The organism is Labrys sp. ALF-8 (assembly GCF_059699065.1).
This window is the reverse complement of sequence record NZ_AP048537.1, coordinates 3,428,385-3,448,810: the sequence shown is the minus strand read 5'-3', so window position 1 is coordinate 3,448,810 and position 20,426 is coordinate 3,428,385. Positions and strand designations below refer to the sequence as shown.

The window sequence follows — 20,426 nt, the reverse complement described above, 5'->3', positions numbered from 1 at the left end:
TCCCACCCTTCGCAAGTACCAGCGTTCCAAGCCGCCGGGGGCTCGTCCATGAGGAACGAGACATCCCTGCGCCCGCTCCTGATGTCGGGCCTCGGCGTGACCTTCCTGGCGTTCCTCGACGCCAGCATGAAGGTGATTTCGGAAACCTATCCGCTGATGCAGGCCGTCACCATGCGCTACGGCTCGGGCGCCCTGTTCGCGGCCCTGATCTATTTCTGCTTCGGAGGCGGCAGGCCGAGCCTTGCAGCGGTGAAGCGCAACGCACTGAGAGCCCTCATCGTCCTGGCGACAGCCGCCTGCTTCTTCACCGCCATCGCGCGCCTGCCGCTGGTGGAGGCGATCACCCTCACCTTCCTTGCCCCGCTGCTGATGGCCCTGCTCGGCCGGGTGATCCTGAAGGAGCCCGTCGCGCTGAAGGCTCTCGTCGCGATCCTGATCGGCTTTGCCGGCGTGATGGTGATCGCGCGCGGGCAGGAGGTCGGGCAGAGTCACAGCTTCGACATCATCGGCCTTCTCGCGGCACTGGGCTGCGCCTTCTTCTATGCCCTTTCCATGGTGCTGATGCGCCAGCAGACCGCCCTGGATTCGACGATCACCATCGTCTTCCTCTCCAACGGCCTTGCCCTGCTCTTCGTTCTCCCCATCGGCCTTTGGGACTGGCGGCCCGTGGCGCCCATGCACTGGCTGATCACGGCTGCCGTAGGCCTGTTCGGCACCTGCGGGCATCTCTGCCTTGCGTGGGCCTATGCCCGGGGCCATGCCGGCCGCCTGGGCATCATGGAATACACCGCCTTCGTCTGGGCGATGATCTTCGGTTATTTCATCTTCGCCGAAATACCCACCGGCTGGACGCTCGCCGGTGCCGCGCTGATCATGGCCGCCTGCCTGTTCGCCACGTTCAACCCTCCGCGCGTTAAGACTGCGTGAAAGGGCCTCGGCGTTTTTTGTCGTTGCCCGCTTGACCTGGCAATCTGGTAGGCAGAGATATTCGGGAGCGTGGCGGACGCCTCGAATACATCCGGGCATGACGGATCCCTGCTCGTTGGCGATCCGCTGAATTGAGGGCGTGGAGAGCGGCGCACTGCGCCCGTCGCTAACCAAAATGCGCTCCCTTGAGATTCTTTGCCCGCGCGCTCCTTGACAGTCCGGGGAGGCCTGACTAAATCCGGGCCAGCTGTTAGCACTCACCTCGGTAGAGTGCTAACAGCTTCAAGATAATCCCTTCGATGTGGAATGTGGGCGCATCCCCGCGCCTGTCGCACAAGAGGAAAAAAGCCATGAAGTTCCGTCCGCTCCACGACCGCGTGGTCGTCCAGCGCGTCGATGCCGAAGAGAAGACCAAGGGCGGCATCATCATCCCCGACACGGCCAAGGAAAAGCCCCAGGAGGGCAAGGTCATCGCCGTCGGCCCCGGTGGCCGCGACGAGGCCGGCAAGCTGACCCCGCTCGACGTCAAGGCTGGCGATCGCGTGCTGTTCGGCAAGTGGTCGGGCACCGAGATCAAGCTGGATGGTGAGGATTACCTCATCATGAAGGAATCCGACATCATGGGTATCGTTGCCTGATAGGCAGCTACCGCATTCTCCATTTATTCTGAGGACACCCAAATGGCTGCCAAGGAAGTCAAATTCTCCACCGATGCGCGCGACAAGATGCTGCGCGGCGTGGACATTCTCGCCAATGCCGTCAAGGTCACGCTCGGCCCCAAGGGCCGCAACGTCGTGATCGAGAAGTCGTTCGGCGCTCCCCGCATCACCAAGGACGGCGTCACCGTCGCCAAGGAGATCGAACTCTCGGACAAGTTCGAGAACATGGGCGCCCAGATGGTGCGCGAGGTCGCCTCGAAGACCAACGACACCGCCGGTGACGGCACCACCACCGCCACGGTTCTTGCCCAGGCCATCGTTCGCGAAGGCGCCAAGGCCGTTGCGGCCGGCATGAACCCGATGGACCTGAAGCGCGGCATCGACCTCGCCGTCGCCGCTGCCATCAAGGACATCGCCGACCGTTCCAAGAAGGTCGCGAACTCGGCTGAAATCGCCCAGGTCGGCACCATCTCCGCCAATGGCGACGCCTTCATCGGCGGCGAAATCGCCAAGGCCATGCAGAAGGTCGGCAATGAAGGCGTGATCACGGTCGAAGAGGCCAAGAGCCTCGACACCGAAGTCGACATCGTCGAAGGCATGCAGTTCGACCGCGGCTACCTGTCGCCCTACTTCATCACCAATGCCGAGAAGATGATCGCGGACCTCGAGGATCCCTATATCCTCATCCACGAGAAGAAGCTCTCGGGCCTCCAGGCCATGCTGCCGGTGCTCGAAGCCGTCGTGCAGACCGGCAAGCCCCTGCTCATCGTCGCTGAAGACGTCGAAGGCGAAGCTCTCGCCACCCTCGTCGTCAACAAGCTGCGTGGTGGCCTGAAGATCGCCGCCGTCAAGGCTCCGGGCTTCGGCGACCGCCGCAAGGCCATGCTGGAAGACATTGCCATCCTCACGGGCGGCCAGGTGATCTCCGACGACCTCGGCATCAAGCTCGAGACCGTCACGCTCCAGATGCTCGGCCGCGCCAAGAAGGTGACGATCGAGAAGGAGAAGACCACGGTCGTCGACGGCGCCGGCAAGAAGAAGGACATCGAAGGCCGCGTCTCCCAGATCAAGGCTCAGATCGAAGAGACCACCTCCGACTACGACCGCGAGAAGCTCCAGGAGCGCCTGGCCAAGCTCGCCGGCGGCGTTGCCGTCATCCGCGTCGGTGGTTCCACCGAAGTGGAAGTCAAGGAGAAGAAGGATCGCGTTGACGACGCTCTGAACGCCACCCGCGCGGCCGTTCAGGAAGGCATCGTCCCCGGCGGCGGCACGGCTCTGCTCCGGGCCAAGGCTGCGGTCGCCAAGCTGACTTCCGACAACTCCGACATCCGCGCCGGCATCAAGATCGTCGAGAAGGCTCTCGAATCGCCGATCCGCCAGATCTGCGAGAACTCGGGCGTCGAAGGCTCGATCGTCGTCGGCAAGATCCTCGAGAACAAGTCGAAGACCTTCGGTTTCGATGCGCAGAACGAGGAATATGTCGACCTGCTCGAGAAGGGCATCGTCGATCCGGCCAAGGTCGTGCGTACCGCGCTGCAGGACGCCGCTTCGGTGGCTTCGCTCCTGATCACGACGGAAGCCATGATCGGTGAAGCTCCGAAGGACAAGACGCCTGCTCCCCCGATGCCGGGCGGCGGCATGGGCGGCATGGACTTCTAAGTCCATCTTCCCTCTGGAATCAGGAAGGGCGGTGTCTAAAGGCACCGCCCTTTTTCTTTCTTGGCGCCGCCCCCCGGTCTTGTCCATCGGGCCGGCGCGACAGCCGTGCCAAACCGCGCGCCCCGCAATCAGGCACTCCATCTCCCCATGCGACTTCACAGAGGACACCCGGGGCGTCCCGAACCAGCCCATCGGCCTCGCCTTGCGAGATCGCTGATCCGAGGCGATTTTGCATCGGCACGCGGCTCTGGCATGAGGGAGACCTGCGCTGGTTGCATGGGCTCTCCGGCTCGCTATAGGCTCGGCCCGCGCATTGCTTGATAGCTATGCCGTGGTTGCAATTGACCTGCCCGGTCCATCAGTTGCATGAAGGCTTATGGAACACGCGAACACGTCCTTTCTCCCCAGCCTTCTTCTCTTCCTCGGCGCTGCGGTCATCGCGGTGCCGATCTCCAAGCGCGTCGGGCTCGGCGCCATTCTCGGCTATCTGATCGCGGGCGTGGCCATCGGGCCATCGGGCTTCGCACTCTTCACCGACACGACGACCATCCAGCATATCGGCGAGATCGGCATCGTGCTGCTGCTCTTCGTCATCGGGCTCGAACTGCAGCTCTCGCGCCTGCTTGCCATGCGCAAGGACATCTTCGGCCTCGGCGGCCTGCAGCTCGCGGTATGCGCCCTGGTGATCGGCGGCATCGCGACGGCGCTCGGCCTTTCCCCGCTGGGTGCGGCGATCACTGGCATCGCGCTGGCGCTTTCGGCGACGGCCATTGCCCTACAGGTGCTGAACGAGCGCGGCGAACTGCAGGCGCCCTACGGCCAGCGCAGCTTCGCCGTGCTGCTGTTCCAGGACATGTCGGTGGTGCCGATCCTCGCCCTCGTGCCCCTGTTTGCCGTCGAGACCGTCCATGCCGCGAATGAGGGCAACGGCCTGCTCGACACGGCCTACATGATCGGTTCCATCGCCGTGGTGGTTCTGGCAGGGCGCTACCTGCTCAATCCGCTCTTCCGCATCCTCGCCTCCACCGAGGCGCGCGAAGTGATGACGGCCGCCGCGCTCCTGCTGGTGCTCGGCACCGCGCTCCTGATGCAATGGGCAGGCATGTCGATGGCGCTCGGTGCGTTCCTGGCCGGCGTATTGCTGGCCGAATCGCAGTTCCGCCACGAGCTGGAGGCCGATATCGAGCCGTTCCGCGGGCTGCTGCTCGGCCTTTTCTTCATGAGCGTCGGCATGGACATCAACGGCAAGCTGGTGCTCGATCACTGGCTGGCGCTGATTGCGCTCGCTCTCGGCCTTGCGCTGGTCAAGTCCGTCTCCGTCGCCGCCGTGTTCCGCCTGATGGGCTCATCCAGGCTCGATGCGCTGCGCTCGGGCATCCTGCTCTCGCCGGCCGGCGAGTTTGCCTTCGTGCTCATTCCGCTCGGCGCCGGCTATGGCTTCCTGACCGGCGACCAGGCAGCCTTCGCCAAGGCACTGGCCGCGCTCACCATGCTGTTCGGCCCCTTGATCGCAGCCGGCTCGGAACGATTGCTGAAGCGTTTCGCACCGCCCGCGCTCACGATCGAGGAAGATTATTCCGACGCTCACGGCAAGGCGCTGGTGATCGGCTTCGGCCGCTTCGGCCAGGTCGTCAGCCAGGTGCTGCGCACAGCGGACATAGAGACGACCATCATCGACAAGGATGTCGAGATGATCGACGTTGCCGCCCGCTTCGGCTCCAAGGTCTATTTCGGCGACGGGGCGCGGCTCGACGTGCTGCGGGCTGCCGGTGCGGCGGAGGCACGCGTCATCTGCGTCGCCATCGACGACCGTGCCGACGCTGTGAAGATCGTCGAGATGGTCAAGGCCGAGTTCCCGCTGACGGAAGTCTACACGAGGGCCTATGACCGCCAGCACGTGCTGGCCCTACTAACGGCGGGCGCCGACTACCACATGCGCGAGACCTTCGAGAGCGCCCTCGCCTTCGGCCGCTCGACGCTCGAAGCGCTCGGCATCGATAATATCGAGGCCGAGGAGATCATCGACGACGTGCGCGACCGCGACGCAAGGCGCATCGTCGCCCAGCAGCAGGGCGGCATCTACGCCGGCATCGACCTCGTCAATTCCAAGCGCCTCATGAAGCCGGAACCGCTGGAGCGACCGGACACCGTAGGCGTCACGCTGAACCGCGACGCCATCAATGCAGCCGAGGAAGCGAAGGAAGACGAGGAGACCGGCTGAGCGGCCTCGTCTTTCATTTCGGCAGGCAATCCATGGCTTTCGCAGCCATATGGGTGTCGCAGAATTCCAGGAGTTCGGCGATCTTGCCGTCGACGATGGTCAGGAGATCGAGCGTTTCAGTTTCGATCTTCTGGTTTTTCGGCACATAGGTCATTGTGCCCTTGCCATGGACGACGGCCCGGTTGCCGTCCACCAGCACCGTGTCGATCCGATAATCGCTCCAGTCCCAGGTCCTCGTCAGGCTCTCCATGACCGCCAACAGATTCTCGCGGCCGCGGACCTCCGCCGAGAGTGCGCCGAGGATCTCGTCGCCCGCTATCCGAAATCGCGGGTCGGGTCCGAACATGCAGATCAGCCCGTCTATGTCGCCTGCGCAGCGATGGACATAGGATTGGCGCACCATGGTTTCGATCTCGTCGCGAGTACTCATGATAGATCCCCCGTTGTTCGGAATGGGCGGAGAGCACACCGGTGGTCGATGGGCGGAAGGGTACCGCCCTTCGAGGTCCGTGCGGACACCGGTCTTCCGCAGCGGCCCCGATGCAGGGCAGGCCGTGAAAATCAGGCAGCCGCCAGCCCGACCACGCGGGCCAGTAGATGCGTGTCGAGGAATTGCAGGAACTCGACGATCTTGCCATCTTCGAGGCGGATGAGGTCGAGCGTCTCGGTCTCGTAGCGCTGTCCCGTCGGCGTGAAGAGCATCGGCCCGCTGCCGTGCACGACGGCACGGTCCCCGTCCACGATGACGGACTGGATCTGGTATTCGGACCAGTCCCAGTTGTCGACCAGTTGCTGCATCATTGCGCGCAAGGCATCCACGCCTCGCACTTCCGTGGAAAGCACGCCAAGCACCTCGTCACCCGCCACGCGGAAGCGCGGCTCCGCGCCGAAGCCGGCCATGATGCTCTCGACATTTCCCGCGAAGCGATGCGCATACATTTCGCGCAGGAACGCCTCGATCTCAGCCCGTCCATTCATCTGCTCCTCCAAGCCCGCATCATGTCGACGCCGCGCATGACGCCGATGATGCGGAAGCAACGGCCCATGCGTCGAAGACGTACCGGACAAATGTGCCGAGGAAATGCAGCACGCCCCGCTTGCGCCGGGCAACTCATGCTACGCGAAAGCAGCCCGTGGCAAAAGATCCAACTTGGGTGACCGTCTCTTTATTGAAGCCATACCTCGCGGCGGCATCGAAATTCCGAGCGGAATCGGGCGATTCCTTTCAATTTCTTGCCTCGCACTTCAGCCCAACGCGGAGCGAGCGCTCACCGGAATACATCCGTCACGCCGGGTCTTGTTTCGACGCCGGGCCACGGCGCTTTCGAGAACTGCCATAGACCAATGACATTGGCGACGGGGATGAGAGACAGAAGAGACCACCAGCCACTATAGCCGGCGCGACGCAGGATTCGTACGATCGCCACGAAATAAGCAACGATCATGATGATATACAGGATCAATATCAGCCAGTGAACGATCGAAAAAGTACCCATCTCGGCTCTCCCTACGGTGCCATTGCTTACACTACCGCTATTTGTAGTTCTATGGATGACATTCATGAAACGCCAGATGGAAATAATCGCATCTTCGGCAGGCAACGCGCCGACCATGCCTCCCTTGCCCCCCCAGAAATTGTTTGTAGACTAACGACTTCGATGCACGGCAGGGACACGAGAACATGGCGCATGAAGAAGCAAAGGCGGGCAGCGCGGACGAAAAGCTGGTGATCCGCAATATCGGTCTGCTCCTGAGCGGCGATATCGCGAGGCCGATCCTCGACGCTGACACCATCGTCTCGGTCGGCGGCAAGATCGTGGCCATCGGACGCGAGAAGGATCTCGATCTTTCCGGCGCCGCCAGCACCATCGATGCCAACGGCACGGCCGTGACGCCGGGCCTGATCGACAGTCACGTCCATCCCGTTGCCGGCGACTGGACGCCGCGGCAGAACCAGCTTGGCTGGATCGAATCAAACCTGCATGGCGGGGTCACCACCATGATCTCGGCCGGCGAAGTGCACACACCCGGACGGCCGCGCGACGTCGTCGGCCTCAAGGCGATGGCGATCTATGCGCAGCGCTGCTTCACCGCCTTCCGCCCGAGCGGCGTCAAGATCCATGCCGGCGCGCCGGTGATCGAGCCCGGCATGGTGGAGGAGGATTTCAAGGATCTCGCGGCCGCCGGCGTAAGACTGCTGGGCGAAGTCGGCCTCGGCGGCGTCAAGGACGGTGCGACGGCACGCAGGATGGTGGCCTGGGCGCGCAAATACGGCATTCAATCCACGATCCACACCGGGGGGCCCTCCATTCCAGGCTCCGGGCTGATCGACAAGGACGTCGTGCTGGAGGCCGACACCGATGTGGTGGGCCACATCAATGGCGGGCACACGGCCTTGCCCACGGACCAGATCCGCTGCATCTGCGAGGGTTGCGGACGAGGCCTCGAACTGGTGCATAACGGCAATGAACGCGCCGCCCTTTATACGCTGCGCATCGCCCGAGAGATGAACCAGCTCGAACGCGTCATCCTCGGCACGGACGCACCCGCCGGCTCCGGCGTGCAGCCGCTCGGCATCATGCGCATGGTCTCGATGCTCTCGTCCCTCGGCGACGTGCCGGCGGAGATCGCCTTGTGCTTCGCCACAGGCAACACGGCCCGGATGCGCTCGCTCGACTGCGGCATCGTGGAGGTGGGTCGCTCGGCCGACTTCGTCATCATGGACAAGGCCCAACATTCGGCGGGCAAGGACTTGCTGGATTCCATCCAGCTCGGCGACCTGCCGGGTATCGGCATGACCATCATCGATGGCGTGGTTCGCACCCAGCGCAGTCGCAACACGCCGCCGGCGACGAAGGTGCCGCTGATCGTGGCGCATTGAACGGAGTTGGATTGGCACGCCATTCCCTTACGGCATGTGCCTGCGGTCATATAGGCGGCGAAGTGCCATTGTGCTTGGCTGGAGGGGTCTAGTCCCGTCTCCAGCGACACCGATCCCGGCGGATAAAGGATCAAGGGGTTACGCGCGTCTCCGGCAGGACGGATTAGCGACAATCAAGAAAATCGTTGTCATCGTCCTCAGGAGACTCGATATGAAGTGCTTCCGCACGTTTCTCGCCATTGCAGGTCTCGCATCCGCGGGCCTGGCCAGCCCTGCACAGGCCGGCGACCCCAGCAGTTGCAAATCCGTCCGGTTCTCGGATGTCGGCTGGACGGACATCACCTCGACCACCGCGATCGCCTCGCGCATATTCAGGGGATTGGGATACGATCCCCAGACGACCGTACTCTCCATTCCCGTTACCTACGCCTCGATGAAGAACAAGGACATCGACGTTTATCTAGGGGACTGGCAGCCAAGCATGGAGAACGACAGGAAAGCCTATCTCGACGACAGATCCATCGTCGTCTCCGCCGCCAACCTGCCGGATGGGGCGAAATATACGCTCGCAGTGCCGCAATATACCCATGACAAGGGCCTGAAGGACTTCGGCGACATCACCAAGTTCAAGGACTCGCTGCAGGGCAAGATCTACGGCATCGAGCCCGGCAACAACGGCAATCGCCTGGTGCAGGGCCTGATCGACGGCAACAAGGACGGCCTCAAGGGCTTCGAGGTTGTCGAGTCGTCCGAGCAGGGCATGCTTGCCCAGGTGCAGGGCGCGGTCGCCCGCAACGAGGACATCGTCTTCCTCGGCTGGGCGCCCCATCCGATGAACGTCAACTTCAAGATCCAGTATCTGACGGGTGGCGACGACACGTTCGGCCCGGATTTCGGCAAGGCGGTGGTCTATACGGATCTTCGCAGCGGCTGGGCGGAACAATGCCCAAATGCCGCCCGGTTCGTCGCCAGCCTGAAGTTCACCGTCGATCTCGAGAACCAGGTGATGCAGATGATCACCGGTGACGGCATGGACGGCCCGACCGCGGCCGAGAAATATCTCAAGGCCAATCCTGGCGTGCTCGACGCCTGGCTTGCGGGCGTCACCACCTTCGACGGCCAGCCCGGCCTCGAGGCGGTCAAGAAGAGCCTCGGCCTCTGAAGCGCTTCAATTTTTGATCGAGACTCGGCGTAATTCGGGCCGGCGCGACCGGCCCGATGCCGTCTCCCCTCCGCCCCGGACCAATGTCCCGATCATTTCATGTCGCTCTCTTGACACCTCCTCACAGCCCGATAATTTATTAGTACACTAACAATTGTCGACGCTGCCGCGAGGTTGGATGTATCTGCGCCCCAGGACAGTGGATGAAGCCTGCCAGGCCCTGGCAACCGGGCCGATGCGCATCCTTGCAGGGGGTACCGACGTCTTTCCCTCTCTCGGGGACCGCCCCTTGAACGGCCCCGTCCTCGACATTTCCGCCGTGGAGGGACTCGCCGGCATCAAGGTCGAGCCCGATGGCGTCCGCATCGGAGGGCGCACGACCTGGACCGCCATCGCCAAGGCAGAGCTGCCTCCGGCCTTCCGCGCCCTGCAGCAGGCGGCACGCGAGGTCGGCTCGATCCAGATCCAGAATACAGGAACGATAGCCGGCAATCTATGTAATGCTTCGCCGGCTGCGGACGGCATGCCTCCCCTGCTTGCCCTCGACGCGCGGGTCGAGCTCACCTCGAGCACAGGCCGGCGCGAACTGCCGCTCGGTGACTTCGTCACAGGCTATCGCAAGACAGCGAGGCGGGCCGACGAGCTGGTCAGCGCCGTCATCGTACCCCGCGGCATCGATGCCGGCCGCTCCGCCTTCAGCAAGCTCGGTGCGCGGCGCTACCTGGTGATTTCGATCGTGATGGTGGCGGCCATCCTGGAAAGCGACGGCGAGGGCCGGATAAGCCAGGCCCGCATCGCGGTCGGAGCCTGCTCGGACGTGGCTCGCCGGTTGCGGATGCTCGAAGGCACGCTCGTCGGCGAGGAAGCACGGCCTGGGCTCGGCGAACTCATCAGCCATGTGCATCTCGACGGGCTTTCGCCCATATCGGATATCCGCGCCAGCGCGGAATACCGCCTGGACGCCGTGAGAACCCTGATCGCGCGCACGCTCGACGCGGCCCTGACATAGGAGAGCAGCATGGACAGGAGTGCAGCCTCCTTCACCCTCAACGGCGACAAGGTCGAGATCTGCGCGGCATCAACCGTCCGGCTCAGCCGCGTGCTGCGGGACGATTTCCATCTGACGGGAACCAAGGTGGGCTGCGATGCCGGCGACTGCGGAGCCTGCACGGTCCTGCTCGACGGCGCCGCCGTCTGCGCCTGCCTCGTCGCGGTGGCACAGGCCGAGGATCGCGGTGTCGAGACCATCGAGGGCCTTACCCGCAGCAATCCTCTCACCCGCCAACTCCAGGCGGCATTCCTGCGCCACGGCGCCGCGCAATGCGGCATCTGCACTCCCGGCATGCTCACGGCCGCCACGGCCCTTCTGCAGGGCGGCGCCGAACTGACCGAAACCAATGTCGCCGACGCGCTGGGCGGAGTGCTTTGCCGCTGCACCGGCTATCGCAAGATCATCGCTGCGGTGCTCGATGTCGGCAATGCCGCTGCGACCGTGCGGCCTTCGGCCGGTGAAGCGATCGGTGCCCGCATCGTCCGGCTCGACGGCCTCGCGAAGGTCGAAGGCCGCGACATCTTCGGCGCCGACGCGGTACCCGACGCTGCACTCGCGCTGCGCGCCATTCGCAGCCCTCATCATCGCGCCGCTTTCGAGATCGGCGACGTCGAGGCCTTCCTCGCAGGCCATTCCGGCATCCTAAGGGTGTTCACCGCGGCAGACGTTCCTGGGCGCAACCGCTTCGGCGTGATACCGGCCTTTGCGGACCAGCCGGCCTTCGCCGAGGGCGAGGTCAGGTTTCGCGGCGAGGCCGTCGCGGCCGTCGTCGGCGAACCCGCCGCCATCGAAGCGCTCGATCTCTCGGACTTCCCCGTGACGTGGATGCCGCTCGCTGCCCTCACCGCGACGGAAGAGGCGTTGCACCAGTCCGCGGAGCGCATCCACGATGCGCGAACGGGCAACATCCTCACCCAGGGCCGCGTGGAGAAGGGCGATGTGAGCCGGGCTCTTGCCGAGGCTGACGCAGTGGTCGAGGGCCGTTTCGAAACGGGGTTCGTCGAACATGCCTATATCGAGCCCGAAGCCGGCTTCGCCCGTCGGGTGGGCAACCGGATCGAGGTTCAGGCCTGCACGCAGGCGCCCTATATGGACCGCGACGACATCGCGCTGATACTCGGCATCGAACCGGAGAGCGTGCGCATCATTCCCACCGCCGTCGGCGGAGGCTTCGGCTCCAAGCTCGATCTTTCGGTGCAGCCCTTCATCGCCATCGCGGCCTGGCATCTCAACCGGCCCGTGCGCATGGTCTATACGCGCAACGAGTCGATCTCGACCACCACCAAGCGCCACCCGGCCTCGATGCGCGTAAAGATCGGCGCCAGCAGGAACGGCAGGATCATCGGCATGGATTTCGACGCCGATTTCAACACCGGTGCCTACTCCTCGTGGGGTCCCACGGTGGCGAACCGCGTCCCGGTCCATGCCTCCGGCCCCTATTACATCCCCAATTACCGGGCGCTGGCGCGTGCCGTGCACACGAATCTGGTGCCCGCCGGCGCCTTTCGCGGCTTCGGCGTGCCACAATCCGCCATCGCCCAGGAGCAGCTCTATGACGATCTTGCCGACAAGCTCGGACTCGATCGGCTCGAATTCCGCATCCTCAATGCCCTCACCGACGATCTGCCGACGGTGACCGGGCAGGTCCTCGGCGAAGGCGTCGGCTTCAAGACCTGCCTGGAGGCCCTGCGCGAACCCTGGCGGGAAGCGCGCAAGGTGGCGGCCCGCTTCAACGCCCGCGCTTCTGGCCCCCGGCGGCGAGGCGTCGGCGTTGCCGGCATGTGGTATGGCTGCGGCAACACCTCCCTGCCCAATCCCTCCACCATCCGTCTCGGCCTCAAGCCCGACGGCCGCCTGTCTCTGCATCAGGGAGCCGTGGACATCGGCCAGGGCTCCAACACGGTGATCACGCAGATCTGCGCCGACGCCCTCGGCGCGCCTGTCGAGGCCTTCGATCTCGTTTCCGCCGATACCGACCTCTCGCCCGACTGCGGCAAGACGTCCGCCTCGCGCCAGACCTTCGTCACCGGTAAGGCCGCCGAGCTCGCCGGACTCGACCTTCGAGCCCAGATCCTGCGCCACACCAACGCAGGCGAGCATGCCGCAATCCGCTTCGGCGACCGGCTGCTGACCGTGGAGGATGGCGAGCGCGTGCGCACCCTGGCGCTCGATGGCCTGCCGGCCAATCCGTTGGGCTATGTGCTCGCCACCGAGCAGACCTTCGATCCGCCCACGACAGCGCTCGACGCGAACGGCCAGGGCGAGCCCTATGCGCTCTATGGTTTCGGCGCCCACATGGCCGAGATCGAAGTCGATTGCGAACTCGGCACGATCAAGGTTCTGAAGATCACTGCGGCTCATGACGTGGGCCGTGCCATCAACCCCACGCTGCTCGAAGGCCAGATCGAGGGCGGCATCGCGCAGGGCCTCGGCCTTGCCCTGATGGAAGAGTTCCATCCCGGCCGCGGCGAAAACCTGCACGATTATCTCATCCCGACCATCGGCGATATCCCGCCGGTGGAATCGATCCTGGTCGAGGATGCTTCACCCGTCGGCCCGTTTGGCGCCAAGGGAATCGGCGAGCAGGCCCTGATCCCGACCGCGCCGGCCATCCTGAACGCCCTGCACGACGCAGCCGGAATCAGGCTGCGCAAGGTGCCTGCAACGCCTGACCGGGTAAGGGCGGCGCTTCTGGAGAAGGCTCGGAGCTAGAGCGTTTTGTGTTTTGACGGAATCGGCAGAACGCGAAGACGTGTCGAAAAACAAAGAGTTAAAGCAAAGCGCCGTTTCTACCTAAACGCGCTTTGCTCTAGGGCGCCCCCCGGAAATAGACTATCGCCTGAACAGCCGCGCATCCGCCGGCGTGGGATCGCTCGGCAGTTGTGCCGCGCGGTGATAGACCTTGGCCTCTTCGATGAGCCCGTCGAGCAGCGCCGTGAACAGCACGGGCTTGGCAGCCGCCTCCCAGAGGAAATAGCCGAAGGACCCCGGGCAGGGATTGACCTCGTTGAGCCAGACCTCGCCCGTCCTTTGGTTGGAAAGGAAGTCGATGCGCGGGGCACCGGTTCCGTTCACGGCGAGATAGGCCTCGGTCGCCCATTGCCGTATGCTGTTTTCGAGGGCCGCCGGAATATCCGGATTGATGTCCCGCGTCAGCGACAGCATGCCCTGGCTGGATGCGCCGGGCTGCTTCCCCCCACCGGTCTTCTTCGAACCGCCGGACATGTATTTCGTCTTGAAGTCGAGCAGATCGGTCTGGCGCTTGGGCCGCTCGATCGCGGAGGTCACCACCGCGCCGTTCTCGCGCCGGACAGCCACATTATATTCGACCAGGTTCTCGACGAAGGGTTCGATGATGGCCTGGGTATCGAATTTGAAGATGCCGGGCAGCACCTGGCGCACCGTATCGATGTCCTCCGCCTTGGCGACGCCGATGGAGGAACCAAGATGAGCCGGCTTCACGATCACGGGGAAGGCAATGTTCTTGAGTGCCGCTTCGAGGCTTTCCCTGTCCGGCACGAGGCCCGTGGCAGGGCGATTGACCACCACATCCGGCAGCATGCCGATGCCGCGGCCGGCGAAGGCACGCTTGGTGATGGCCTTGTCCATCAGGATCGCCGAAGCCATGGTGCGTGCGCCCGTATAGGGCACATTGGCGGTCTCGAAGACGCCCTGGATCTGGCCGTCCTCTCCGATATTGCCGTGGAAGGCGAGCAGCGCCACGTCGAAGCCGATCGGCTCCGGCTTCCTGGCGAAGAAGCCGCCCTTGCTGCGCGGAATCAGCTGGCCCTTGTTGGCGGAAAGATCGAGATCGACCCGGACCAGATTCCTGCGGGCCTCCTCGTCGGGAATGTAGCCGGCGCGATTGCGCAGGGCATCGCCCGTGAACCAGGCGCCATCCCCGGCTACATAGACCGGAAAGCCCTCGTATTTCGTGCTGTCGAGCGCGTTGAGCGCCTGCAGGCCGGAGACGATGGAGACGTCATGCTCCGGTGAGCGCCCCCCGAACAACACCGCGACGCGCGTTTTCGACATCGTGTATCCTTGAGATTAGGCCGAATCGTTTGTGCGAAAATAGGATGCGGGGCCGGGCGAGGCAAACGCGGCCTTGCCACGCATCGCGCCATGACGCACTTTGCCCCTCGATGAAGCCCGCGGGCCGGAGGAATGATGTCGAATACCCTGTCGCAGATTCCGTTGTTCCAAGCGTTGGGCGAAGCAACGATCAAGGCTTTCGATGGGCGGGTACGCTGGGCCAAGTTCGAGGAGAACGAACTGGTCGTCGACTACGACGACAATTCCAACGACGTATACTTCCTGATCTCCGGCAAGGTGCGCGTCCTCTACCGTACTATCACTGGCAAGGAAGTCATTCTGGCGGAACTCGGGGGCGGCCAGTTCTTCGGCGAGCTTTCGGCGATCGACGGCGTCGGCCGTTCGGCAAACGTCACCGCGCTCAACCGCTCGCAGATGTGCATCATCTCCGGGCCGATCTTCATGGAACTGATCACCACGAATCCGCCGGTGTGCAAGCAGATCCTGACCCTGCTGGCGAGCCGTGTGCGCGCGCTCAACACCAAGCTTGCGGAACACTCCTTCCTGCAGACCAAGCACCGGCTCTACGCCGAGCTGATCCGCCTCTCCCAGCCCCGCGCCGGCCACGCCGGACAGCGCGTGCTCTCCCCCCCTCCCTTCCATCATGATCTCGCGGCCCGCATCGGCTGCCGTCGCGAAGCAGTCTCGCGCGAACTCTCGGCGCTTGAAAAGGAGGGCCTGGTGACCAAGACCCGCGGCGCGCTGGCCCTGGTCAATCCAGAGGAACTCAACAAGCGGATCTCGGCGGCGCTCGCCGATTGAGGGGTGGGGCTCGCGGGCTCATTGCTGAGCGGAGGGCGCGTTTTGGAAGGCCCGCTGCAACCGGGAAGCCGCGCCGAAGCGTCTCATGTTTCGATCGAGCCGCGCTCGCCTGCCCATCTCGGCTTGAAACCGTTGCGCAGCGCCGTGACGATGGCCGGCGGGGTCAGTAGGCGCGCCGGCCCGTCCTGCCAGGCCGCTGCCTGCCAAGCCTCGGGCCACCAGCGCATCACCTCGCCCCGGCGACGCGCATAGGCCTCCCCGCTGGCGGCCCACACGGCACCGTCGGGCAGGTCAGCCGTCGTCCCGATATGGTGCTCGGCAAGGCGTTCGGCATGCAGGATCTCGTCCATGCGGGCGGCACGAGCGTCTCTTTCGGGAAAGGCGGCTGCGAAGGACTTGGCGTCGGCCCGCCGGCATTCGAAGCAGGGGCGATGGCCGGCCGCGAGCGCCGTGACCTCGTCGAGGAAGAAGAGCTCGGTGTAGGTGTTGCGCGGTGCCATCACCTCACGGTGCCAGCCCTTGAAGTGGAGTTCGCAGCAGATCCACGCCCTGGACGCCCAACGCCGCGAGCCAAGGCGCTTGTGATCGTCATGGAGACGGCCGCCGCGATTGCCCATCATGGTGCCGCGTGCGGCGAGAGCGACGATCTCGCCAAAGGGCGTGACGCGGTTCTGGAGCGGGCCGCTCATGGCGCCGTCGATCCATCCGGCCTGAAAGTCTTGAGGTAGGCGATGACGTCATCGATCACGGCCGAATCGCGAAAGCCGGCAAAGGTCATCCTGGTGCCTGGGATGAACGCCGAAGGCCGGGCGAGATAGGCCCGCAGGGAGTCCTCGGTCCAGGTCACGCCTGAAGCCTTGAGCGCCTGCGAGTAGTCATAGTCCGGCACGACACCGGCTGGCCGGCCGACCACGCCGTTGAGTTCCGGGCCTACGACATTCCGCGCGCCCTCGCCCACCCGGTGGCAGATACCGCATTTGATGAAATTGGCCTTGCCGCTGGCGGGGTCAGCGGCCAGCGCCGGGATAGCACCGGAGAGGAGAACGCCGAGTGCCAGGGCGCCCGTGATCGCAGGCATCCGCGCCTGCCTCCGGGAACCGCGCGGCGCACGGAGAGCACGAGGCAGGCGCGGATGCCTGCGATCCCGCGTCATTTCGCCAGCGCCTGTTCTCTGATCTTCGAGATCGTCGTCATCGGCGTGATCGCCTCGGGATCGAGCCGGCAATGCAGGATGGCCGGCTTGCCCGAGGCCAGCGCCCGTTCATAGGCCGGGCCGAAATCGGCTGCCGTCGCGACCGTCTCGCCATGGCCGCCGAAGGCGACGGCATAGGCGGCGAAATCGGGATTCTTCAGTCTGGTCGCGGAGATGCGGCCCGGGAACTCCCGCTCCTGATGCATGCGGATCGTCCCGTACATGCCATTGTCGACGACGACCACGATGATGGGCAGTTCATATTGCACGGCCGTGGCAAACTCCTGCCCGTTCATCATGAAGCAGCCATCGCCGGCAAAGCAGACCACCGTTCTGTCGCGATGGAGCGCCTTCGCCGCCACCGCGGCAGGCACGCCGTACCCCATCGAGCCGGAAGTCGGCGCAAGCTGCGTGCCGAAGCCGCGGAAGCGCAGGTAGCGCTGCACCCAAACCGCATAATTGCCGGCGCCGTTGCAGATGATGGCATCCTCGGGCAGGCGCTCACGCAGCCAGAGCAGCGCCTCCCCATACTGGAAACTGCCGGGGATAGGCTTGGGCTCGTCGGTCCAGGCATGGAAATCCTGGTTGGCCTGTCGCGTCTCGGTCGACCAGGGCAGGCGGTTCGGCGGCTGCAGGCCTTCGAGAGCCGACGCGAAGGCCTGGGCCGAGGCATGAATGGCAAGCGTGGGCTGGTAGACCCGCCCGAGTTCCTCGGCGCCGGCATGAATATGGATGAGTTGCTGGCGGGGCGTCGGCACCTCCACCAGCGTGTAGGAGGACGATGGCATTTCCGAGAGCCGCCCGCCTGCCAGGATCAGGAGATCGGCCTCCTTGATGCGTTGGGCGAGCTTCGGATTCGGGCCTATGCCGACATCGCCGGCATAGTTGGGATGGTCGGCCGCGAAGAGCATCTGCCGCCGGAACGATGTTCCGACTGGCAGGTCGAAGCGCTCGGCGAAGCGGGTGAGGCTCGCCACCGCTTTCGGGGACCATCCTGAACCGCCGACGATGACGAAGGGATTCTTCGCGGCCCAGAGCAGGCTCTGCAGGCGCATCATGTCGGCATTGCCTGGCCAGGTCTGCGCGGGTTCGACATAGGCAGCATCGGCGATGGCGGCGCTATCGACCAGCATGTCCTCGGGCAGGGCGACCACCACCGGGCCCGGCCGGCCCTGCATGGCGACCCGGAAGGCACGCGTGACGAGTTCGGGAATGCGCTCGGCCTTGTCGATTTCCACCACCCACTTCGCCATCGAGCCGAAGAAGGCCTTGTAGTCGACCTCCTGAAAGGCCTCGCGCTCCCGCATGCCGGTCTCGATCTGACCGATGAACAGGATCATCGGGGTCGAATCCTGCATGGCGATATGAACGCCGTGCGAGGCGTTGGTCGCGCCCGGTCCTCGCGTGACCATGCAGATGCCCGGGCGTCCTGTGAGCTTGCCCACCGCCTCGGCCATCATCGCCGCCCCGCCCTCCTGCCGGCAGACCGTAACGTTTATGGGGGCGTCGTGGAGGGCATCGAGCACGGCGAGATAGGATTCGCCCGGCACGCAGAACACATGGTCGACACCCTGGGCCACCAGCGCATCTACGATCAGGCGGCCGCCGTTGCGGGAAGGATACTGGGTCATGGGCACTCTCGAAAAGGCTGCCCCTGTCATACGCCGTCTGGATGGCAAGGCAACCCCGGCATATCGGCTTGCCGATCCGATGATCGGCGTGCAAACTCGACACTGGAAGCACGGCTCCGGCCTAGCCGTGGCGCAGTAAAGGCGCCTCTTGCCCCGAAGTCCCTCCAACATTACATGCAGGTTATGTTGTCGCCCGACCCACTCAAGCTGCTCGCTTTCGATGGAGAAGACCTGGAGGTCATCTCCACCCACCTGCAGGATGCTGCCGTCAAGCCTGTCGACATGGCATTCCTGCCGCGTGAAAAGCGCTTTGCGCTGGTGGCCGATCGCTTCGACTGGTGCGGGGCGCAGAGCGGCGAGCGTACGCGCCGGCGTTCAGGCCTGCATTTCGAGCGGGTACTTGGCGTCAAGCGCTCGCATTTCGACCAGAACGACGACAAGCCTGCCGTCCTGCTCTCGATCTCCTTCATGGTCGGCGACGATCCCGCCGGGCAGGTGACGCTGTTCTTCGAGGGGGGCGGTGCCATCCGCCTCGATGTCGAGTGCCTGGAAGCGGCCATGTCCGATCTCGGCCCCGCCTGGCCCTGCGGTTCGCCGCCGCCGCCCCGGACCTGAACCCATCCTGGCCATCGCCGAAAGCGTCGATCACCGATCGACGACCTTGGAGGCGATGCGTTCCGCCGGAAAAAGGGCGGCCGGAGATTGCCCCTCCTTATTCCGCGCACGTTTCCGTTCCGGCATCCTGTCGGTACACACATTCGTCAACAACGGGGATGTCCGCGCACCCGGGGTGACTTCCGATCGAAAATTCTCCATAGGGTGCACCAGAAGCGTGCGTTGCCTCGCGCGCTGCCCTTCACTATCCGAGGATTGCCATGCCGGTTCGGCTCGATAGCGCCCAGGCCGATTTTGCCGCCGCGTTCGCCACCCTGCTCGCGGCCAAGCGCGAGATCTCCGAGGACGTCGATTCGGCGGTTCGCGGCATCATCGAGGACGTCGTTGCCCGCGGCGACAAGGCGGTCATCGAATACACCAGCCGTTTCGACCGTCTCGATCTCACTCCCCGGACCCTCCGGGTAACGCCCGAGGAAATCGATGTGGCTCGCGCCGAATGCCCGGCAGCCGCACTGCACGCGCTCGAACTGGCGGCCGAACGCATCCGCGCCTTCCACGAAAGGCAGAAGCCATCCGACCTCTTCTTCACCGATCCGCTCGGCATCCGGCTCGGCTGGCGATGGACGGCCATCGAAGCCGTAGGCCTCTACGTGCCCGGCGGCACCGCGGCCTATCCGTCCTCGGTGCTGATGAACGCCATTCCGGCCAAGGTCGCCGGCTGTCCGCGCGTGGTGATGGTGGTGCCGAGCCCTGGCGGCCTCCTCAACCCGCTGGTGCTGGCGGCGGCCAAGCTCGCAGGCGTCGACGAGATCTACCGGATCGGGGGCGCGCAGGCGGTGGCGGCCCTCGCCTACGGCACCGCGACGATCGCACCCGTCGCCAAGATCACCGGCCCCGGCAATGCCTATGTCGCGGCAGCCAAGCGCAGGGTCTTCGGCCACGTCGGCATCGACATGATCGCCGGGCCCTCGGAGGTGCTGGTCATCGCGGACGACAGTGCCAATCCGGCCTGGATCGCGGCGGACCTGCTGGCCCAGGCCGAGCACGATACCGCCTCCCAATCCATCCTGATTACTGACAGCACGGTGCTGGCGGATGCGGTGGAGCGCGAGGTCGAGGCCCAGCTCGGGACCTTGCCCCGCGCCGACATCGCCGGTGCGAGCTGGCGCGATTTCGGCGCCGTGATCACGCTCGCCTCCCTCGACGAAGCTCCTGCCCTCGCCGACAGGCTTGCCGCGGAGCACCTGGAGATCATCACGCGCGATGCCGAGGCACTCGCCGCACGGGTCCGCAATGCCGGCGCCATCTTCCTGGGCGGCCACACGCCCGAGGCGATCGGCGACTATGTTGGGGGCTCCAACCACGTGCTGCCCACCGCCCGCTCGGCAAAATTTTCCTCGGGCCTTGGCGTGCTCGATTTCATGAAGCGCACGTCCCTGCTCCATTGCGGGCCGGAACAGCTTGCAGCCCTCGGTCCGGCTGCCATCGCCCTCGGCGAGGCGGAGGGTCTGGCGGCCCATGCGCGCTCGGTTTCGATCCGCAGCAATCGCGTGCTATGAGCGAGTGGAGCT

Annotated in this window: 18 protein-coding genes; 11 read left to right on the top strand and 7 right to left on the bottom strand. The window is 64.8% G+C overall.

Annotated features, from left to right (window positions below):
• Positions 1-48: 48 nt before the first annotated feature.
• From AC6H34_RS15885 to AC6H34_RS15870, 4 genes are all read left to right on the top strand, one after another.
• Entirely contained in the window at positions 49-927 is an 879-nt protein-coding gene (locus AC6H34_RS15885) for a DMT family transporter (protein ID WP_497539388.1), read from the top strand.
• 350 nt (positions 928-1,277) lie between these two features.
• Complete coding sequence (gene groES / locus AC6H34_RS15880) at positions 1,278-1,565, top strand: co-chaperone GroES (RefSeq protein WP_311942632.1); 288 nt, start codon at positions 1,278-1,280, stop codon at positions 1,563-1,565.
• Between the two features lie 42 nt (positions 1,566-1,607).
• Positions 1,608-3,245, top strand: coding sequence for a chaperonin GroEL (gene groL, locus AC6H34_RS15875; protein WP_448148938.1), 1,638 nt, complete (start codon positions 1,608-1,610; stop codon positions 3,243-3,245).
• 376 nt (positions 3,246-3,621) lie between these two features.
• On the top strand, positions 3,622-5,466 hold the full coding sequence (locus AC6H34_RS15870; protein ID WP_448148939.1) for a monovalent cation:proton antiporter-2 (CPA2) family protein: 1,845 nt from the start codon (positions 3,622-3,624) through the stop codon (positions 5,464-5,466).
• Positions 5,467-5,479: 13 nt separating this feature from the next.
• On the opposite strand, the gene AC6H34_RS15865 is transcribed toward AC6H34_RS15870, so the two are convergent.
• The 3 genes from AC6H34_RS15865 to AC6H34_RS15855 form a co-directional block, all read right to left on the bottom strand.
• A complete protein-coding gene (locus AC6H34_RS15865) occupies positions 5,480-5,896 on the bottom strand; it encodes a nuclear transport factor 2 family protein (protein ID WP_497539387.1) in 417 nt (138 codons plus the stop codon).
• Positions 5,897-6,027: 131 nt separating this feature from the next.
• Positions 6,028-6,444 carry a nuclear transport factor 2 family protein gene (locus tag AC6H34_RS15860; protein ID WP_448148941.1) on the bottom strand — a complete coding sequence of 139 codons (417 nt, stop codon included), beginning with the start codon at positions 6,442-6,444 and terminating at the stop codon, positions 6,028-6,030.
• 290 nt (positions 6,445-6,734) lie between these two features.
• Complete coding sequence (locus AC6H34_RS15855) at positions 6,735-7,079, bottom strand: hypothetical protein (protein WP_497539386.1); 345 nt, start codon at positions 7,077-7,079, stop codon at positions 6,735-6,737.
• Positions 7,080-7,147: 68 nt separating this feature from the next.
• Here AC6H34_RS15855 and AC6H34_RS15850 point away from each other — a divergent pair, with 68 nt between their 5' ends.
• The 4 genes from AC6H34_RS15850 to AC6H34_RS15835 all read left to right on the top strand — a co-directional run bounded on the left by AC6H34_RS15850 (position 7,148) and on the right by AC6H34_RS15835 (position 13,272).
• On the top strand, positions 7,148-8,347 hold the full coding sequence (locus AC6H34_RS15850; RefSeq protein ID WP_497539385.1) for an amidohydrolase family protein: 1,200 nt from the start codon (positions 7,148-7,150) through the stop codon (positions 8,345-8,347).
• 211 nt (positions 8,348-8,558) lie between these two features.
• The gene (gene choX, locus AC6H34_RS15845) at positions 8,559-9,509 is read left to right on the top strand and encodes a choline ABC transporter substrate-binding protein (protein WP_497539384.1); all 951 of its coding nucleotides are present in this window, start codon (positions 8,559-8,561) and stop codon (positions 9,507-9,509) included.
• A gap of 178 nt (positions 9,510-9,687) precedes the next feature.
• Complete coding sequence (locus tag AC6H34_RS15840) at positions 9,688-10,518, top strand: FAD binding domain-containing protein (protein ID WP_448148945.1); 831 nt, start codon at positions 9,688-9,690, stop codon at positions 10,516-10,518.
• Between the two features lie 9 nt (positions 10,519-10,527).
• On the top strand, positions 10,528-13,272 hold the full coding sequence (locus tag AC6H34_RS15835; RefSeq protein ID WP_497539383.1) for a molybdopterin-dependent oxidoreductase: 2,745 nt from the start codon (positions 10,528-10,530) through the stop codon (positions 13,270-13,272).
• Between the two features lie 120 nt (positions 13,273-13,392).
• Here AC6H34_RS15835 and AC6H34_RS15830 read toward each other — a convergent pair whose 3' ends face one another.
• The gene (locus AC6H34_RS15830) at positions 13,393-14,595 is read right to left on the bottom strand and encodes a D-alanine--D-alanine ligase (protein WP_497539382.1); all 1,203 of its coding nucleotides are present in this window, start codon (positions 14,593-14,595) and stop codon (positions 13,393-13,395) included.
• Between the two features lie 132 nt (positions 14,596-14,727).
• On the opposite strand from AC6H34_RS15830, the gene AC6H34_RS15825 reads away from it, so the two are divergent.
• Positions 14,728-15,417, top strand: coding sequence for a Crp/Fnr family transcriptional regulator (locus AC6H34_RS15825; RefSeq protein WP_497539381.1), 690 nt, complete (start codon positions 14,728-14,730; stop codon positions 15,415-15,417).
• 83 nt (positions 15,418-15,500) lie between these two features.
• Here the strand turns inward: AC6H34_RS15825 and AC6H34_RS15820 are convergent, their stop codons facing one another.
• From AC6H34_RS15820 to AC6H34_RS15810, 3 genes are all read right to left on the bottom strand, one after another.
• A complete protein-coding gene (locus tag AC6H34_RS15820; RefSeq protein WP_448148949.1) occupies positions 15,501-16,106 on the bottom strand; it encodes an Ada family protein in 606 nt (201 codons plus the stop codon).
• On the bottom strand, positions 16,103-16,495 hold the full coding sequence (locus AC6H34_RS15815) for a c-type cytochrome (protein WP_497539380.1): 393 nt from the start codon (positions 16,493-16,495) through the stop codon (positions 16,103-16,105). Before AC6H34_RS15815 ends, AC6H34_RS15820 begins: the two co-directional genes overlap by 4 nt.
• Before the next feature lie 71 nt (positions 16,496-16,566).
• Positions 16,567-18,240, bottom strand: a complete 1,674-nt coding sequence (locus AC6H34_RS15810) for a thiamine pyrophosphate-binding protein (RefSeq protein WP_497539379.1) — start codon at positions 18,238-18,240, stop codon at positions 16,567-16,569.
• A 174-nt stretch (positions 18,241-18,414) separates the two neighbouring features.
• Between AC6H34_RS15810 and AC6H34_RS15805 the strand changes: the two genes are divergently transcribed.
• Entirely contained in the window at positions 18,415-18,855 is a 441-nt protein-coding gene (locus tag AC6H34_RS15805) for a DUF2948 family protein (RefSeq protein WP_497539378.1), read from the top strand.
• Positions 18,856-19,115: 260 nt separating this feature from the next.
• The gene (gene hisD / locus AC6H34_RS15800) at positions 19,116-20,414 is read left to right on the top strand and encodes a histidinol dehydrogenase (protein WP_497539377.1); all 1,299 of its coding nucleotides are present in this window, start codon (positions 19,116-19,118) and stop codon (positions 20,412-20,414) included.
• Positions 20,415-20,426: the final 12 nt, after the last annotated feature.

Coding starts and splice junctions, on each gene's coding strand:
- AC6H34_RS15840 (WP_448148945.1), top strand. CDS start 9,688: ATGTATCTGCGCCCCAGGACAGTGGATGAAGCCTGCCAGGCCCTGGCA.
- AC6H34_RS15805 (WP_497539378.1), top strand. CDS start 18,415: ATGCAGGTTATGTTGTCGCCCGACCCACTCAAGCTGCTCGCTTTCGAT.
- AC6H34_RS15850 (WP_497539385.1), top strand. CDS start 7,148: ATGGCGCATGAAGAAGCAAAGGCGGGCAGCGCGGACGAAAAGCTGGTG.
- AC6H34_RS15825 (WP_497539381.1), top strand. CDS start 14,728: ATGATGTCGAATACCCTGTCGCAGATTCCGTTGTTCCAAGCGTTGGGC.
- AC6H34_RS15865 (WP_497539387.1), bottom strand. CDS start 5,896: ATGAGTACTCGCGACGAGATCGAAACCATGGTGCGCCAATCCTATGTC.
- AC6H34_RS15830 (WP_497539382.1), bottom strand. CDS start 14,595: ATGTCGAAAACGCGCGTCGCGGTGTTGTTCGGGGGGCGCTCACCGGAG.
- groL (WP_448148938.1), top strand. CDS start 1,608: ATGGCTGCCAAGGAAGTCAAATTCTCCACCGATGCGCGCGACAAGATG.
- AC6H34_RS15855 (WP_497539386.1), bottom strand. CDS start 7,079: ATGGTCGGCGCGTTGCCTGCCGAAGATGCGATTATTTCCATCTGGCGT.
- AC6H34_RS15885 (WP_497539388.1), top strand. CDS start 49: ATGAGGAACGAGACATCCCTGCGCCCGCTCCTGATGTCGGGCCTCGGC.
- AC6H34_RS15820 (WP_448148949.1), bottom strand. CDS start 16,106: ATGAGCGGCCCGCTCCAGAACCGCGTCACGCCCTTTGGCGAGATCGTC.
- hisD (WP_497539377.1), top strand. CDS start 19,116: ATGCCGGTTCGGCTCGATAGCGCCCAGGCCGATTTTGCCGCCGCGTTC.
- choX (WP_497539384.1), top strand. CDS start 8,559: ATGAAGTGCTTCCGCACGTTTCTCGCCATTGCAGGTCTCGCATCCGCG.
- AC6H34_RS15870 (WP_448148939.1), top strand. CDS start 3,622: ATGGAACACGCGAACACGTCCTTTCTCCCCAGCCTTCTTCTCTTCCTC.
- AC6H34_RS15860 (WP_448148941.1), bottom strand. CDS start 6,444: ATGAATGGACGGGCTGAGATCGAGGCGTTCCTGCGCGAAATGTATGCG.
- groES (WP_311942632.1), top strand. CDS start 1,278: ATGAAGTTCCGTCCGCTCCACGACCGCGTGGTCGTCCAGCGCGTCGAT.
- AC6H34_RS15835 (WP_497539383.1), top strand. CDS start 10,528: ATGGACAGGAGTGCAGCCTCCTTCACCCTCAACGGCGACAAGGTCGAG.
- AC6H34_RS15815 (WP_497539380.1), bottom strand. CDS start 16,495: ATGCCTGCGATCACGGGCGCCCTGGCACTCGGCGTTCTCCTCTCCGGT.
- AC6H34_RS15810 (WP_497539379.1), bottom strand. CDS start 18,240: ATGACCCAGTATCCTTCCCGCAACGGCGGCCGCCTGATCGTAGATGCG.